13 protein-coding genes, 1 tRNA gene and 1 pseudogene are annotated in these 15,171 nt (G+C 61.3%); 6 read left to right on the top strand and 9 right to left on the bottom strand.

The annotated features are described in order from the left end of the window. From metH to ACK4FH_RS09180, 3 genes and pseudogenes are all read right to left on the bottom strand, one after another. Positions 1 to 3,808, bottom strand: a pseudogene (metH, locus tag ACK4FH_RS09190) (methionine synthase). Between the two features lie 20 nt (positions 3,809 to 3,828). After that, positions 3,829 to 4,731 carry a methylenetetrahydrofolate reductase [NAD(P)H] gene (gene metF, locus ACK4FH_RS09185; protein ID WP_409812894.1) on the bottom strand — a complete coding sequence of 301 codons (903 nt, stop codon included), beginning with the start codon at positions 4,729 to 4,731 and terminating at the stop codon, positions 3,829 to 3,831. A gap of 3 nt (positions 4,732 to 4,734) precedes the next feature. Further along, the gene (locus ACK4FH_RS09180) at positions 4,735 to 5,727 is read right to left on the bottom strand and encodes an ArsR/SmtB family transcription factor (protein WP_409812893.1); all 993 of its coding nucleotides are present in this window, start codon (positions 5,725 to 5,727) and stop codon (positions 4,735 to 4,737) included. A 309-nt stretch (positions 5,728 to 6,036) separates the two neighbouring features. On the opposite strand from ACK4FH_RS09180, the gene ACK4FH_RS09175 reads away from it, so the two are divergent. The 3 genes from ACK4FH_RS09175 (at position 6,037) to ACK4FH_RS09165 (ending at position 8,311) form a co-directional block, all read left to right on the top strand. After that, the gene (locus tag ACK4FH_RS09175) at positions 6,037 to 6,858 is read left to right on the top strand and encodes a VacJ family lipoprotein (RefSeq protein WP_409812891.1); all 822 of its coding nucleotides are present in this window, start codon (positions 6,037 to 6,039) and stop codon (positions 6,856 to 6,858) included. A gap of 66 nt (positions 6,859 to 6,924) precedes the next feature. Further along, complete coding sequence (locus ACK4FH_RS09170; RefSeq protein ID WP_409812889.1) at positions 6,925 to 7,584, top strand: phospholipid-binding protein MlaC; 660 nt, start codon at positions 6,925 to 6,927, stop codon at positions 7,582 to 7,584. A 160-nt stretch (positions 7,585 to 7,744) separates the two neighbouring features. After that, positions 7,745 to 8,311: a PAS domain-containing protein gene (locus ACK4FH_RS09165; protein ID WP_409812887.1), complete on the top strand. Its 567-nt coding sequence runs from the start codon at positions 7,745 to 7,747 to the stop codon at positions 8,309 to 8,311. 6 nt (positions 8,312 to 8,317) lie between these two features. Here the strand turns inward: ACK4FH_RS09165 and ACK4FH_RS09160 are convergent, their stop codons facing one another. Then, positions 8,318 to 9,943 (bottom strand): ATP-binding protein, encoded by a 1,626-nt coding sequence (locus ACK4FH_RS09160; RefSeq protein WP_409812885.1) that lies wholly within the window; start codon positions 9,941 to 9,943, stop codon positions 8,318 to 8,320. Positions 9,944 to 10,127: 184 nt separating this feature from the next. Continuing rightward, complete coding sequence (gene ettA, locus ACK4FH_RS09155; RefSeq protein ID WP_409812883.1) at positions 10,128 to 11,783, bottom strand: energy-dependent translational throttle protein EttA; 1,656 nt, start codon at positions 11,781 to 11,783, stop codon at positions 10,128 to 10,130. 86 nt (positions 11,784 to 11,869) lie between these two features. Here ettA and ACK4FH_RS09150 point away from each other — a divergent pair, with 86 nt between their 5' ends. Further along, positions 11,870 to 12,682, top strand: a complete 813-nt coding sequence (locus ACK4FH_RS09150; RefSeq protein ID WP_409812881.1) for a CPBP family intramembrane glutamic endopeptidase — start codon at positions 11,870 to 11,872, stop codon at positions 12,680 to 12,682. Here the strand turns inward: ACK4FH_RS09150 and ACK4FH_RS09145 are convergent. Together ACK4FH_RS09145 and ACK4FH_RS09140 are read right to left on the bottom strand one after the other, a co-directional pair. Further along, complete coding sequence (locus ACK4FH_RS09145) at positions 12,679 to 13,167, bottom strand: SRPBCC family protein (RefSeq protein WP_409812879.1); 489 nt, start codon at positions 13,165 to 13,167, stop codon at positions 12,679 to 12,681. The genes ACK4FH_RS09150 and ACK4FH_RS09145 overlap by 4 nt on opposite strands. Continuing rightward, positions 13,164 to 13,487 (bottom strand): ArsR/SmtB family transcription factor, encoded by a 324-nt coding sequence (locus tag ACK4FH_RS09140; RefSeq protein WP_409812878.1) that lies wholly within the window; start codon positions 13,485 to 13,487, stop codon positions 13,164 to 13,166. Before ACK4FH_RS09140 ends, ACK4FH_RS09145 begins: the two co-directional genes overlap by 4 nt. A 126-nt stretch (positions 13,488 to 13,613) precedes the next feature. Between ACK4FH_RS09140 and ACK4FH_RS09135 the strand changes: the two genes are divergently transcribed. Further along, positions 13,614 to 13,690: transfer RNA gene (locus ACK4FH_RS09135), tRNA-Ile, on the top strand. A 364-nt stretch (positions 13,691 to 14,054) separates the two neighbouring features. Beyond that, entirely contained in the window at positions 14,055 to 14,210 is a 156-nt protein-coding gene (locus tag ACK4FH_RS09130) for a DUF3309 family protein (protein ID WP_409812876.1), read from the top strand. Positions 14,211 to 14,674: 464 nt separating this feature from the next. On the opposite strand, the gene ACK4FH_RS09125 is transcribed toward ACK4FH_RS09130, so the two are convergent. Together ACK4FH_RS09125 and ACK4FH_RS09120 are read right to left on the bottom strand one after the other, a co-directional pair. Then, positions 14,675 to 14,827 (bottom strand): entericidin A/B family lipoprotein, encoded by a 153-nt coding sequence (locus ACK4FH_RS09125; protein ID WP_409812874.1) that lies wholly within the window; start codon positions 14,825 to 14,827, stop codon positions 14,675 to 14,677. Positions 14,828 to 14,940: 113 nt separating this feature from the next. After that, positions 14,941 to 15,105 (bottom strand): DUF3309 domain-containing protein, encoded by a 165-nt coding sequence (locus ACK4FH_RS09120; protein WP_409812873.1) that lies wholly within the window; start codon positions 15,103 to 15,105, stop codon positions 14,941 to 14,943. Between the last annotated feature and the right edge of the window lie 66 nt (positions 15,106 to 15,171).

Below are 15,171 nucleotides of genomic sequence, written 5' to 3'. Positions count from 1 at the left end.
TCAGGCCGCTTGCTCTTCCGGTTCCTGCCCCGGCGTGTAGTTGAGGATCGGAGCGAGCCAGCGTTCCACGACGCGCAGCTCCATGCCCTTGCGCCGCGCATAATCCACCACCTGATCGCGCTCGATCTTGCCGACACCGAAATATTCCGCCTGCGGATGGCTGAAATAGAGCCCGCTCACCGATGCGCCGGGCCACATGGCATAGCTTTCCGTCAGCTTCACGCCGATTTTCTCTTCCGCATCGAGCAGCCGGAACAGCGTCGCCTTTTCCGTGTGGTCGGGCTGTGCCGGATAGCCGGGCGCGGGGCGGATGCCCTGATACTTCTCCTCGATGAGATCCGCATTCGTCAGCTTCTCGTCCGCCGCATAGGCCCAGAATTCGCGCCGCACGCGCTCATGCATATGTTCGGCAAAGGCTTCCGCAAGCCGGTCGGCCAGCGCCTGCGAGAGAATGGCGCGATAGTCGTCATTCTTCTTCTTGAATTCCCTGGCCACATCGTCCTCGCCGAACCCCGTACTGACGCAGAAGGCGCCGACATAATCGGCAATGCCGCTCTCCTTAGGCGCCACAAAATCCGCCAGCGCGAAATTCGCGCGCTCCGACGTCCGCTTCATCTGCTGCCGCAGCGAGTGGAAAGTTGCCAGCGCCTCCTTCCGGTCGTCGCCCGTATAAAGCTCTATATCGTCGGTGCCCACTTCGTTCGCCGGCCAGAAGCCGACCACGGCGCGCGCCTTCAGCCACTTCTCCTCCACCATCTGCTTCAGCATTTCCTGCGCATCGGCAAAAAGCGAACGCGCCGCCTCGCCCACAGCCTCGTCTTCGAGAATCTGCGGATAGCGTCCTGCCAGTTCCCATGTCTGGAAGAAAGGCGTCCAGTCGATATAGGGAACGAGCTTGTCGATCGGATAATCGTCGAACACCTTGGTGCCGAGGAAGGAAGGCTTCACCGGCTTGTAGCCGTCCCAGTCGACCTTGAGACGGTTCTTGCGCGCGGCCTCGAGCGTCTGCCGGTCCTTCTTCTTCTGACCTGCTGCGTGGCGTGCGGCAAGATCCTGGTAGTTGTTGCGAATATCCGCGATGTAGTCCTCTTTCCGCTCGGAAATGAGGTTTGAGGCAACTCCCACCGCGCGGCTCGCATCGGTCACATAGATCGCCTGCCCCGCCTTGTAGTTCGGGTGGATCTTCACCGCAGTGTGAATCTGGCTGGTCGTCGCGCCGCCGATCATCAGCGGAATATTGAAGCCCTGCCGCTCCATCTCGGCCGCCACATGGCACATTTCGTCAAGCGACGGCGTGATGAGCCCCGACAGCCCGATGATGTCGACCTTGTGCTTGCGCGCTTCCTCGAGAATCTTCTCAGCCGGCTGCATCACTCCGAGATCGATCACCTCGAAATTGTTGCACTGGAGCACGACGCCCACGATGTTCTTGCCGATGTCGTGCACATCGCCCTTCACCGTCGCCATGAGAATACGCGCCGCAGCGTCATCGTCTGTGATGCCGAGCTCTTCCTTCTCCTTCTCCATGAAGGGCATGAGGTAGGCAACCGCCTGCTTCATCACGCGGGCACTTTTCACGACCTGCGGCAGGAACATCTTGCCCGAACCGAACAGATCGCCGACGACGTTCATGCCGTCCATCAGCGGCCCTTCGATAACGTGCAGCGGCCGCTCGAAGAGATGCCGCGCCTCCTCCACGTCTTCCTCGATGAAGGCATTGATGCCCTTTACAAGCGAATGCGTGATGCGTTCCTTCACGGGCTTCTCACGCCAGGAAAGGTCTTCCTCGCGCTTCTTGCCCGCCTCGCCCCTGAAGCGCTCAGCCGTTTCGAGCAGGCGCTCGGTCGCATCGGGCCGCCGGTTCAGGATCACATCTTCCACACGCTCGCGGAGCTCCGGCTCAATATCGTCATAGATCGCGAGCTGTCCCGCATTGACGATGCCCATATCCATCCCCGCCTTGATGGCGTGGTAGAGAAATACGGAATGCATCGCCTCGCGCACCGGCTCGTTGCCGCGGAACGAGAAAGAGATGTTCGAGACACCGCCAGAAATATGCGCATATGGAAGGTTCTGCTTGATCCGCGCGCATGCCTCGATGAACTCGATCGCATAGTTGTTATGTTCCTCGATGCCCGTCGCCACCGCGAAAATGTTGGGATCGAAGATGATGTCTTCCGGCGGAAAACCGATCTTCTCGGTCAGCAGCATGTAGGCCCGCTCGCAGATCTCGAACTTGCGGTCGGCCGTATCCGCCTGCCCCACCTCGTCGAACGCCATGACGACCGCCGCCGCGCCATAGCGGCGGATCTTGCGCGCATGTGCGAGGAATGGCTCCTCGCCTTCCTTCAGGCTGATCGAGTTCACGATCGGCTTGCCCTGAACGCGCTTCAGCCCCGCCTCGATCACGTTCCATTTGGACGAGTCGATCATGATCGGCACGCGTGCAATGTCCGGCTCCGCCGCGATCAAGTTCAGGAACTTGATCATCGCGGCCTCGGAGTCGAGCATCCCCTCATCCATGTTGATGTCGATCACCTGCGCGCCGTTCTCGACCTGCTGGCGCGCCACTTCCAGCGCCTCCGCGAAACGGTCTTCGAGGATCAGCTTCTTGAAGCGCGCCGAGCCCGTCACATTGGTCCGCTCGCCGACATTGATGAAGTTCGCCGTGGTTTGAGTCATCTCATCCCGATCTTGCTTTACGTGTTCCCGTTCAGGCGCGATGGCCCGCTCATCAGTCTGCCGCGAAGGGTTCGAGGCCGGAAAGCCGCATCTTGCGTTCAATTTCCGGTATCTCGCGCGGCTTGCCGCCTTTCGAGGCTTCCGCAATCGCACGGATATGGTCCGGCGTCGTACCGCAGCAGCCGCCGAGAATATTCACCAGCCCCGACGAGACAAACTCGCCGACAAGCTTCGACATCTGTTCGGGGCTTTCGTCATATTCGCCCATTTCGTTCGGCAATCCGGCATTGGGGTGCGCGGAGACAAGCGTATCCGCCACGCGCGACAGCGTGCCGATATGCTGGCGCATCTCCTTCGCGCCCAGTGCGCAATTGAGCCCGATGGAAAAGGGCTCCACATGGCGCACTGAATTCCAGAAGGCTTCCGGTGTCTGACCCGAAAGAAGCCGTCCCGACATGTCGGTGATCGTGCCCGAAATCATGATCGGCAGCGTCACGCCGTCCTCATCGAACACATCCTGCACGGCGTAAAGCGCGGCCTTCGCGTTCAGCGTATCGAAGATCGTCTCGACCAGAATGATATCCGCGCCGCCTTCGATGAGCCCGCGCGTCGCCTCCATGTAGGCTTCGTGCAGCTTGTCGAAATCGACATTTCGGAAGCCGGGATCGTTCACATCCGGCGAGATCGACGCCGTGCGGTTCGTCGGCCCGAGCACACCCGCCACATAGCAGACGCGGCCCGGCGTCTCCTTCTCGCAGATATCTGCCGCCTCGCGCGCGATGCGCGCGCTCGCCACATTCATCTCATAGGCGAGATCTTCCATATGGTAGTCCGCCTGCGCGATGCGAGTCGCGCCGAACGTGTTGGTCTCGGCAATGTCGGCGCCCGAACGGTAATATTGCAGATGAATGTCGCGCAGGATGTCGGGCTGCACGAGCGAGATCAGCTCGTTGTTGCCTTTCACGTCGCTGCCATGATCCTTGAAGCGCTCGCCGCGATAGTCCGCTTCCTGCAGCTTGTAGCGCTGGATCATCGTACCCATTGCGCCATCGAGAATGAGCACGCGCTTCTTCACCTCCTGCTTGAGATGGGCAATACGTTCTTCGCGCGTTTTTGGATGGCTCATCTTGCGTCCTCCAGGACAAATCAAACGGTTGCAGCTTCGGCCGGAACGGATTGCGGCCGCAGGCCCAGCACGTGGCAGATCGCAAAGGTGAGGTCTGCCTGGTTCAGCGTGTAGAAATGGAAGCGATCGAAGCCGTAGCCTCGCAGCCTGTTCACCTGCTCCGCGGCCACATAGGCCGAGATCAGCTTGCGCGTACCGAGATCGTCGTCGAGCCCGATGTAATAATCCTCAAGCCACTTCGGCACGCTGGCGCCGCAACGCTCCGCCATGCGCTTCGTGCCCTTGAAATTCGTGGTCGGCATGATGCCCGGCACGACAGGCACTTCGATACCGGCCTTGCGCACCTTTTCGAGAAAGCGGACATGCCGGTCCGTATCGAACACGAACTGCGTGATGGCCCGCGTCGCACCCGCATCCACCTTGCGCTTCAGCAATTCGATATCGGCTTCGAGCGAGGCCGATTCCGGGTGCTTTTCCGGATATGCAGACACGATCACATCGAAATCGCCGATCCGGCGAATGCCCTCGATAAGCTCCGGCGTCGATTGGTAGCCGTCCGAATGCGGCTGATAAGGCGCACCAAGCTCCGGCATGTCGCCGCGCAGCGCCACGATATGGCGGATGCCCGCGTCCCAATAGGCGCGGATCACATCGTCCACTTCCGCACGCGACGCGCCGACACAGGTCAGATGCGCCACCGGCTCAAGCGTCGTCTCATCGTGAATCCGTTTCACCGTCGCATGGGTACGCTCGCGCGTGGAGCCCCCCGCGCCATAGGTGACGGAGACAAATTCGGGCCGCAGCGGTTCCAGTCTGCGGATCGACTTCCACAGCGTCTCTTCCATTTCCGGCGATTTGGGCGGAAAGAATTCGAACGATACTTTCGTCCGCTCCGTCCGCTCCGGCTTCTGCTTGTTCGGCATCTCTTACTTCGCTCCCTCGAATTCAACCGGCCGCACCGCCTTGTTCACCATCTTGCCGTCCTTGCCAGCAACCCAGATTTGAACCGTCAGCTTTGCGTCTTCGCCACCCTCGGGCGGCAGGGTTCTCGTTTCGCCGGCCGCGAGCCCGGCATCCGCCAGCCATCCGGCCACTTCGTTTTCCGCAAAGCCAAGGCGGCGATGCGCATGGCTTTCGCGCAGATAGTCGAGTTCATGCGGCGCGAAATCCGCGATCAGCAAGCGCCCTCCCGGCTTCAGCACGCGCGCCGCTTCGGCAATCGATGCCGCCGGATCGTCCAGAAAGTGCAGCACCATGTGAAGCGTCACGAGATCGGCGCTCTCGTCCTGCAGCGGCAGGTCATAAAGGTCGCCCTGCCGGACGGAACAATGCTGCAGTTCCGGCCGGTCGAGCTGCGCCCGTGCCAGCGCGAGCATTTCCGGGCTGAGATCGATCCCCAGCCCCGTCTTTGCCATCGGCCCGAACAGTTCGAGCATGCGGCCCGTGCCCGTGCCGAGATCGGCGACAAGACCGAGCCCGTCGCGCGCGCCCAGCTCGACCATCGCCTGCTCGACCTTGTCTTCCGGCACGTAGAGCGAGCGGATGCGATTCCACTCACCCGAATTGGCCCGGAAATAGGCCGAAGCCTTCTCCGCCCGCGCCGCCCGCACCGCCTCAAAGCGTTCGAGATCGCGCGCAATCACGATATCTTCCTGCGGTATGAGCCCGCTCAGCACCTCGGCCAGCTCGCCCACCTGGCCTGTGTCGGCCAGCCGGTAGAACACCCAGCTCCCCTCGCGGTACCGCTCAAGCAGCCCCGCTTCGCAAAGCAGCTTCAGATGGCGGCTCACCCTGGGCTGGCTCTGCCTCAGGATCTGGGTGAGTTCGGTCACCGTCAGCTCGCCACGCGCCAGAAGCGCCAGCAGGCGCAGCCGCGTCGGCTCGCCTGCCGCCCTCAGTCCCGCCAGAAGTTGCTCCATGGGAAATCGCTCCGCAAAATGTCGGGATGGATATAAACATATCTTTATGTCTTTCCCAATGCTTTTTTCCGCCGCTACATTTTGGCAACGTCGCGTCGAAATCTGTGGCCGCTCGACATCTCACACGTGGTTAATACATGTGTCATGTGCTAGTCAGAAAGACCGCCGAAACGCGGGAATCGGCGGAAATCCAAGAATTTTCGGCGTTATTCACGGGGTTTTAATCTGCGCGCTGAATGCTCGCGGAATCGGCCACAAGGTGCCCCAAGCGGGACCAGCGGTCTGGAAGGAAGAGATCGGAACGGGCTCATGAAGGTTATCCCTGGTAGCGGCGCGACGGCGATGCGGTTCGGCTTCGCCCTTCTTTTCGGACTTTCGGTTGCCCTGACGGCACCGGCAGGCATTTCGCCTGCCCAGGCGCAGGATGCGGCAGCCGATGATGAGAACGATCCGCTCGAGCCGATGAACCGCTACTTCTTCGAGCTCAACAAGTTCTTCGACACGATCCTGCTGAAGCCCGTGGCCACCTGGTATGATGGTGTCGTGCCAGAGCCTGGCCGCGACGGTGTCCGCAACTTTCTCGACAATCTGCGCAGCCCCGTGATCCTGGCAAACGACCTGCTTCAGGGCGAATGGGACCGCGCCGGCACCACCGCCAGCCGCTTCGGCATCAACACGACGGTCGGTGTACTCGGCCTTTTCGATCCCGCCGCCGGCTGGGGCATGCCCAAGCACAGCGAGGACTTCGGCCAGACCCTCGGCGTCTATGGCACGCCGGAAGGCGCCTATCTCTACCTCCCGGTACTCGGACCCGCACCGCCCCGCGACCTTGCGGGCTTTGCGGTCGACCAGTTCTTCGACCCGCTCACGTATATCTACTGGGACCGTGCGAAAACCGTGCCCGTCACGCGCTTTGTGCTCAACGGTGTCGACCAGCGCGCCCGCAGCCTCGACACGCTGGACCAGATCGAGCGCACTTCCGTGGATCACTACGCCACGGTCCGCAATCTCTACCGCCAGATCCGCAAGAACGAGATTGCCAATGGCCAGCGCGATTTCGACGATCTGCCGGATATCGACAACCTAAATTTCGACACAAACGAACCCAACAGTCCCGATATGCGTTTGTGATGCAACGCCGCGCCCGATCATAGGGCGAGGCGCTACATCCGGGGATAACAGGTTCAGGAGAATTCGATGGTCGCGATCATGAAAGGCATTCCGGCGCGTTTGCTTGCCGCACCGCTGCTGCTGTGCTTTGCCCTTGCCGGCGCCCCGGCGCAAGCCTCCACCGACGAGGCGATTGCATTCGTCGAAACGGTTGCGGAGCGAGCGATCGCCATCATCAGCGACAAATCCGCGAGCCCCGAAGAGCGCGAAGTCACCTTCCGCACCCTGCTCAACGAAAACGCCGACATGGACCGGATCGCAGCCTTCGCGCTCGGCCAGTACCGCCGCACACCAGACGACGCGCAGCGCGCCGAATATCGCGATCTCGTCGAGAACTTCATCGTGAAGGTCTATGTGACGCGGCTCACGGACTATAACGACGAAAAGCTGACCATTCTTGGCGCGCGCGAGCGCGGCGAGGATCAGGCCATCGTCCAGAGCGAAATCCGCTTCACCAATGGCCGTCAGCCCGTCTCGGTTGACTGGTGGCTCGTGAAGATGGATGGCGGCTACAAGATTTTCGACGTCAATGTCGTCGGCGTCTGGCTGGCCCAGGAGCAGCGCTCGGCCTTCATCAGCGTCATCCGCAACAATGGCGGCAATTTCGATGCCCTGCTGAAGCATCTTCGCGCCCAGATCGGCCGCGTCGAAGCCGGCGAGGATATCAGCGTCACCGCTGCAAACTGACCGTTCCGGACGGCACGTGAATCCGACGGCGCGCTCCGGAAACGGACGCGCCGTTTCACTTTGTGGCAGCGCGGCGATCGCGGGATTCAGGCCGCGTTAACACGCCCGGGGCGACACTCATGCTGATTTGTGTTCCCGTATGCCTCAGTGACACGAGGCCGTGCGCATCGAGGCCAACCAGACATTTGTATCGGCTGATCGCCCGGCGCGATCGCAGCGAAGTCTTGCCTTTCAGAATGCCTGGGAAACGATCCCGGGGGACGGCCTCATCCCCGAGAAGTCCGCCTTCAGGCCGGAGCGCTTCGCGGCCTTCCTCAACTGCATCTTTCTCGTCGAACTCAGCGACGATCCTGCGCGCCGCATTGTCATCCGTCTTGCCGGTCAGGCGATCCGCGACGGGCTCGGCTGCGAACTGCGCGGCATGAGTTATGCCGATTTCGTGCCGGAGGAAAATCGCAACAGTGCCGGGAGCTCCATGCAGCTCATGTTTGGTCCACGGCCCTGCGGCCGCTGGATCAGCAAGGAAGTCGCACACCTCGACGGGTATCGCGAACCGATCGAGATGACGCAGTTTCCGATGCTCGACAGTGCGGCGGGAGCCCGCCTTATCCTCGGCATCTCTGAAGGCTTCGGCACTCTGGAGCCGCATCTGGCCGACGGGAAATTCCGCTTCGAAAATCGCGACGCCGAACGCTTCATCGATATAGGCGCAGGTGTGCCGGACTGACAGGCCTCAGGTACCTGCCTGACGCAAATCCGGATAGGCCGCGCGCGGCGCCGGCACCTGCCCGTATTTCTGCTCGAGCACCCGTCCGATCTCGATGATGAGTTCGCGGTGGTCGATCGGCTTGCCGACATAGCCATCCGCGCCAAGCTCGTGATAGCGGCCCTTGTTCGGCCCCAGCGAATCCGCCGTCAGCGCGATCACCGGCACGTTGCGGATCGCAAGATCGGCATGTTCGCGGATATGGTGCAGCGTCTCCGCACCGTCCATCACCGGCATGTGCATGTCGAGCAGCACGAGATCGAATTTCTGCGTTTGCAGCCAGCGGATGGCTTCTTCGCCGTTTTCCACCTCGATGATGGAGATGCCGAGCGGTTCGAGGAAAAGCCGGGCAACTTTCCGGTTGAGCGCATGATCGTCCACCAGCAGCACCGAAAGTCCCTTCGCCCAGCGCACACCGCCCGTCTTGTCGACATCGGAATTTGCCGGTGCTTCGTCGGCGCGGCGGCCCTCTGCCGCGCGGAACGTGAGCGTGAAGACCGATCCCTTGCCCGCCTCGCTTTCGATGGTCACATCGCCATCCATGAGTTGCGCGAGCTTGCGGCTGATCGAAAGACCGAGCCCCGTGCCGCCGAAGCGGCGCGATGTCGAAGCGTCTGCCTGCGTGAACGGTGTGAAAAGCTTCGCGGCGGTTTCCCGGTCCATGCCGATGCCTGTGTCGGCGACACGGATGCTCACGTCATAGTCGCCGTCCTCAAGCGCAGATGCCGAAGCGGTGACGGTGATGCTGCCCTTGTCGGTGAACTTGATCGCGTTCGAAACGAGGTTCGACACGCATTGGCGCACACGCACCGGATCGAAGCGCAGGAAGGTTGCGGAATCCGGTTCGATTTCGAGCTTCAGCGAAAGCCCCTTCTCCGTCGCGCGCGGTGACCAGAGCTTTTCGAGACGGCGCAGCAGATGCCCAAGATCGTTGTCGATCGGCGAGATATCGAACTTGCCGGCCTCGATCTTCGAAAGATCGAGGACGTCGTTCAGGATCGCCATCAGCGTCTTGCCGCTGTCGAGGATCGTGTCGAGCTGGTCGCGCTGATCCGGCGTAAGGTCTGATGCCGCCATGAGCTGAGCCATGCCGAGAATGCCGTTCAGCGGCGTGCGGATTTCGTGGCTGATATTGGCGAGGAAGGCGGACTTCGCTTCATTCGCCGCTTCCGCTTCTTTCCGCGCCTTCTTCAGTTCCTTCTCGCGCTCGCGCAGCGCCGTCACATCGGCGCCCACCGCCACCCAGCCGCCGAAGGACAGCGGAATTTCGACGACCTGCATGATCGTGCCGAGATGCGTCTGGAGCTCGACAGGCTCGCCTCTTTCCAGCGACCCGATAATGGATTCCGCCGTCGCCCAGGCGTCGTCGTCGGACAGACTCGGAACAACCGCCTTCACCGCCACATAGGCCGCCTCGACATAGGTCTTGCCCTCGCGAAGCGCCTTGTTGGTGAAGGGAAAGTCGCGTTCGTTCTGGTCGTTGGAGAGAAGGATTTCGTGATTGGGACCGAAAATGACAAAGCCGCCCGGCAGGCGGTTCACCGCCTCCAGCACAATCGATTCCAGATCCCAATCCTGTTTTTTTTCGCTCATGCCGAGCCATCCCACGCCCGCGCGCCCGCATGATCCATGCGCCCGCGCGTATTGCGCCCTCCGTTCCCCCTCGAAGCGACGAATTTAGGGAGAACAGAATTAACGCGGCGTGAAGAAGGCCACCCGATTGCCGTGATTGACGCAGCGAAAAACGGGTGTTTCAGCGTACCGGATACGGCAGCGCCTAGCGGCTGAACCGCTTGTATTTGATCCGGTGTGGAATTTCGGCTTCCGGCCCAAGGCGGCGCTTCTTGTCCTCCTCGTACTCCTGATAGTTGCCCTCGAACCATTCCACATGGCTGTCGCCCTCGAAGGCGAGCATGTGCGTAGCGATGCGGTCGAGGAACCAGCGGTCATGGGAAATGACCACGGCGCAGCCCGCAAAGGCGACCAGCGCATCTTCAAGCGCGCGCAGCGTTTCCACGTCGAGATCGTTGGTCGGTTCGTCGAGCAGCAGCAGATTCGCGCCCGATTTCAGCATCTTGGCAAGGTGAACGCGGTTGCGCTCGCCGCCCGAAAGCAGCCCCACCTTCTTCTGCTGGTCCGATCCCTTGAAGTTGAACGAGCCAACATAGGCCCGGCTCGGCATCGTCACCCTGCCGAGTTCAACGATGTCCGTGCCCCCGGAAATTTCCTCCCAGACCGTCTTGTTCGGATCGAGCGTATCGCGGCTCTGGTCGACATAGCCCATCACCACCGTCTCGCCGATCTTGAGCGTGCCGCTGTCCGGCTTCTCCTGTCCCGTCAGCATGCGGAACAGCGTCGTCTTGCCGGCGCCGTTCGGGCCGATCACGCCGACAATGCCGCCGGGCGGCAGCTTGAACGACAGGTCGTCGATCAGCAGCCGGTCGCCGAAGCCCTTGGAGATGTGCTCGGCCTCATAGACATTGCCGCCAAGCCGCGGGCCTGCCGGAATAACGATCTGCGCCTTGCCTTCCTGCTGGCGGCCGGCCTCGGCGAGCAGTTCGTCATAGGCATTGATACGCGCCTTGGATTTCGCCTGACGTGCCTTGGGGCTCTGGCGGATCCATTCGAGTTCGCGGGCAAGGGTGCGCTGCTTTGCCTCTTCCTGCCGGCCCTCCTGTTCGAGCCGCTTTTCCTTCTGTTCGAGCCAGGAGGAATAATTGCCTTCGTAGGGAATGCCCGATCCGCGGTCGAGCTCGAGAATCCAGCCGGTCACATTGTCGAGGAAGTAGCGGTCATGGGTGACCATGACGACGGTGCCTGAATATTCCTTCAGATAGTTCTGCAGCCAGGCAATCGATTCCGCATCGAGATGGTTCGTCGGTTCGTCGAGCAGCAGCAGGTCGGGCGAGGCAAGCAGAAGACGGCACAGCGCCACACGGCGCTTTTCGCCGCCAGAGAGCTTCGACACATCCGCGTCGCCCTCCGGGCAGCGCAGCGCATCCATCGCCATTTCGACCTGCGCATCGAGATCCCAGAGATTCTGCGCATCGATGACGTCCTGGAGCTTCGCCATCTCCTCGGCCGTCTCGTCCGAATAGTTCATGGCGAGTTCGTTGTAGCGGTCGATGAGCGCCTTCTTCTCGGCCGCCCCGTCCATCACATTGCCGAACACATCCTTCGTGCCGTCGAGTTCCGGCTCCTGCGCCAGATAACCGACCTTCGCGCCCGCCGCGGCCCAGGCCTCGCCCGTGAAATCCTTGTCCACGCCCGCCATGATCCGCAGCAGCGTCGACTTGCCGGCGCCGTTGAGACCCACCACGCCGATCTTCACGCCGGGGAAGAAGGACAGGCGAATATCCTTCAGAACCTGCTTGCCGCCCGGATAGGTCTTCGACAGGCGGTCCATGACATAGACATACTGATAAGCGGCCATGTGGTGTCTTGATCCTTGACTGCGGGGCGGAACGGCGCCCCTTCTAGCGGATCGCGCGAGGTGGGGCAATAAACAGGGAAACGCGCATGACACGCAATGCCACGCGGGGCTGGCTCTACATGGCGCTTGCCATCGGCTGGACCTGGGCTTTCTGGGTTGCGGCCGCGGCAAGCGGCGCTTCTTTCGGCAGTCCGATCCAGATGGCGCTGCTGATCGCCGGTGCGGCAGGTGTGCCGGGCATGGCGCTGCTGCTGCTTTTCACGGCCGGCAGCGCCGCCGAACGCCGTGACTATTGGCAGCGCCTTGTCGAGCTGCGGCGCATCCGCCTGGGCGGCTGGCTTGCGATCATCCTGCTCCCGCCTGCCCTGGCGCTTCTGGGCGTCGCGGCCCATATCCTACAAACCGGCGCGTGGCCGGATTTCGCACCGCTCAGGAGCTTTGCAGCAGCGCCGCTGACGCTTCTCCCCTTCCTCGTTTTCATCTTTCTGTTCGGCCCGCTGCCCGAAGAACTGGGCTGGCGCGGCTATGCCCTGCCGAAATTGCAGACCGCGCATGGCGCGCTCGCTGCAGCGCTTCTGCTTGGCGCGGCACACGCGGTCTGGCACCTGCCGCTCTTCTTCATGGAGGGCAGCCATCAGGCATCACTCGGGTTTCTATCACCCGCCTTCTGGCGCTACATGGTGAGCGTCGTTTTCCTTTCGGTCATCATGTCAGCGCTCTTCAACGCGAGCGCCGGAAGCACGCTGTCCGCGATCCTCATTCACTTCACCAACAATCTGACAGGTGAATTGCTGCGCCTGCCTGACATGGCCGAATGGGTGCGCATGGGCGCGATGGGTCTCGTCGCCCTTACCCTGATCGCCGCAACGCGCGGCCGGCTCTTCGAAAAGCGCAGCTAGACCGTTTTCATATAGTCCACAAGCTGATCGAGCGCCGTGCCCCAGCCGTGCTGGAAGCCCATTTCCTCATGGCGCTTCGCGCCTGCCTCGTCGGAATGCATGGCGATGGCTGTGTACTTCGCGCCGCTTCCCTGCGGCTCGATCAGGATATAGGCCGTGAACAGAAACTCCTCTGGCTGCGCGGCAAGCGGGCGATAGCCGGGCCCGAGCGCGGAGGTCCAGACCAGACGCCGCTCCGGCACCACTTCGAGATAACAGCCAGCACCGCCATCCATGTCCACGCCTTCGGGCGAACGCATCTTGGTGTAGAACTCGCCGCCGGGCCTGAGATCGATCCTGCATTCGACCGTCGCCCAAGGCCGCGGGCAAAACCACTTCATCAGATGTTCAGGCTCCGTCCAGGCCCGCCAGACGAGACGCGGGCTCACATCCACCACGCGCTCCAGCACGAGATCGAGTTTCGGATCGAGGGGAGGCATACTCATGTTTCACTTTCCTTCATCTGCAAGAGATAGTCGTCGAGCTGGTCGAGCCGCGCTTCCCAGAGCGCGCGCTGTTCGGTCATCCATTTTTCGGCCGCTTCGAGCGGCTTTGGCTGCAGGCGGTAGATGCGCGCCCTGCCATCCTTGCGCGAGGTGACGAGCCCGCATTTCTCCAGCGCCGCGAGATGCTGCATGAAAGACGGCAGCGCCATCTTGTGAGGCTGCGCGAGTTCGCCCACCGCCGCCGGCCCCCGGCCAAGGCGCCGGATCACGGCGCGCCGCGTCGGGTCGCCAAGCGCATGAAAAACACGGTCGAGCTGCATTTGCTGTTGTTTAGGCATATGCCTAAGTAACAGTGGCCAACACTTAGGTCAATACCTAAGTTTCAATCACCGGCCCGAAAGCCTGCTGGCAGCCCGGGAATCTTGCTGTTATATGGCGGCTGCTGGGGGCCTGTAGCTCAGTTGGTTAGAGCGGACCGCTCATAACGGTTTGGTCGCAGGTTCGAGTCCTGCCGGGCCCACCAGCTCATCTCTCTGCGGGCGCGAGCTACGGCTCGGCAGGACAGCCCTCCTCCCCAATTCGCCCTGATTTTCCCAATACGAACGATGCAATTCGGTTTTGGTATCCTGCCCGCGGCCGACTTCGTCAGCGCCTCCAGGCGGATATCGATGCTGCCCGGACAAGTAGTTTCCGAGCCTGATGCCACCCCGCTTCGCTGGCTAAACTCGCCCGATAAATCCAAGGAGCGCCACAAAGCGGGGCAGTTGCGGAACTGCCTGGGGAGGGTCGCCGGATATTTCGCAACACCGGCCCCTCCCCGCCTGCAAACAAGTTTCAGATCTGCCCGCCATTTCTGGCGAAATACGCCGTCCCCGGAGGAGTTTTCAATGCTCAGCACTATCCTGTTGGTTATCCTCATTCTGATCCTGCTGGGCACACTGCCGACCTGGCCGCACAGCGCCAACTGGGGCTACTACCCGAGCGGCGGGCTGGGTATTGTCGTTATTATTTTGCTGGTTCTCGTGCTTTCTGGCCGCATTTGACATGCCGCATGACGGGTTGCGAGGTGCAAATCCGGCATTCCTCCCCGGTCTGACGATCTCCCCGAGTAGATTCCGACCCTGACGGTATCGCGCTTCCAGCGATATCGTTGACCTGAATGAATAGAGATATTGCCTGACCGGTATGTCTGGACTGTCTGCCGAAGCGCGCAAGAAGGTCTCGATATATCCGAAACGGCCGGACGCCGGGTTCTTCCCGGTTGCCGAACGAGAAATGGCGGACCCCATCCGCCATCGAGCCGCCGGTCCGCCCTCTCCCGAGCCCCCCAGACCGGCGGCTCACCTTTTTTCCCACTCCCGGAATTTCCAGTTTGGCCGAAAAAGGAACAAGCCCGCATTGACGCAGGCTTGTAACGGTCGAAAATCGTCCTGGTTCGGATTTTCCACGCTTGGCCCGCGCGATCGCCGGGATATTCCCTTGATCTAGCCCGCGCAACCTTTGTTGGTCACTTGTTTCTTTCGGCGCTCTCTTCAATGCTGTCACCGGCATTGGAAATATCTCTGCCTGCACCCGCAACCGTGTTGCAGCCGCCCAGAAACGAAACCGCTCCGAAGAGAAGCAACAAGGCAAAAATCGTCAGTCTCGACATGGTAGTCATTGAAATGCCTTTGGGTTGAGAAGAGTCAGAACGCGCTGGAGAGCGAATTCACGTCTGGGTGACGTGTACAAAGATCGCTCCGCCTTGCATCACAATGTTCGCAGACAGCCGGTTCAGAATTTTTGCGTCAGTATTATCACATGAACGATAATCATGACGGCAGTCAGTCCGCCGCTCGGGTAGTATCCCCAATTGGCACTGTGCGGCCACTTCGGCAGCGCGGCGATCATCAGCAGCAACAAGACGAAGAGCACAATTGTGCCAATGTCCACGCCCATATACGTCCTCCTGAAAAGGGGATGAAAAGGGACAGGGCGAAATGTATCTGCAGACGGCAAGGCGCC

Source organism: Parvibaculum sp. (genome assembly GCF_046297875.1).
In the GTDB taxonomy this organism is placed as follows: domain Bacteria; phylum Pseudomonadota; class Alphaproteobacteria; order Parvibaculales; family Parvibaculaceae; genus Parvibaculum.
This window is presented reverse-complemented; position numbering and strand designations above follow the sequence as displayed.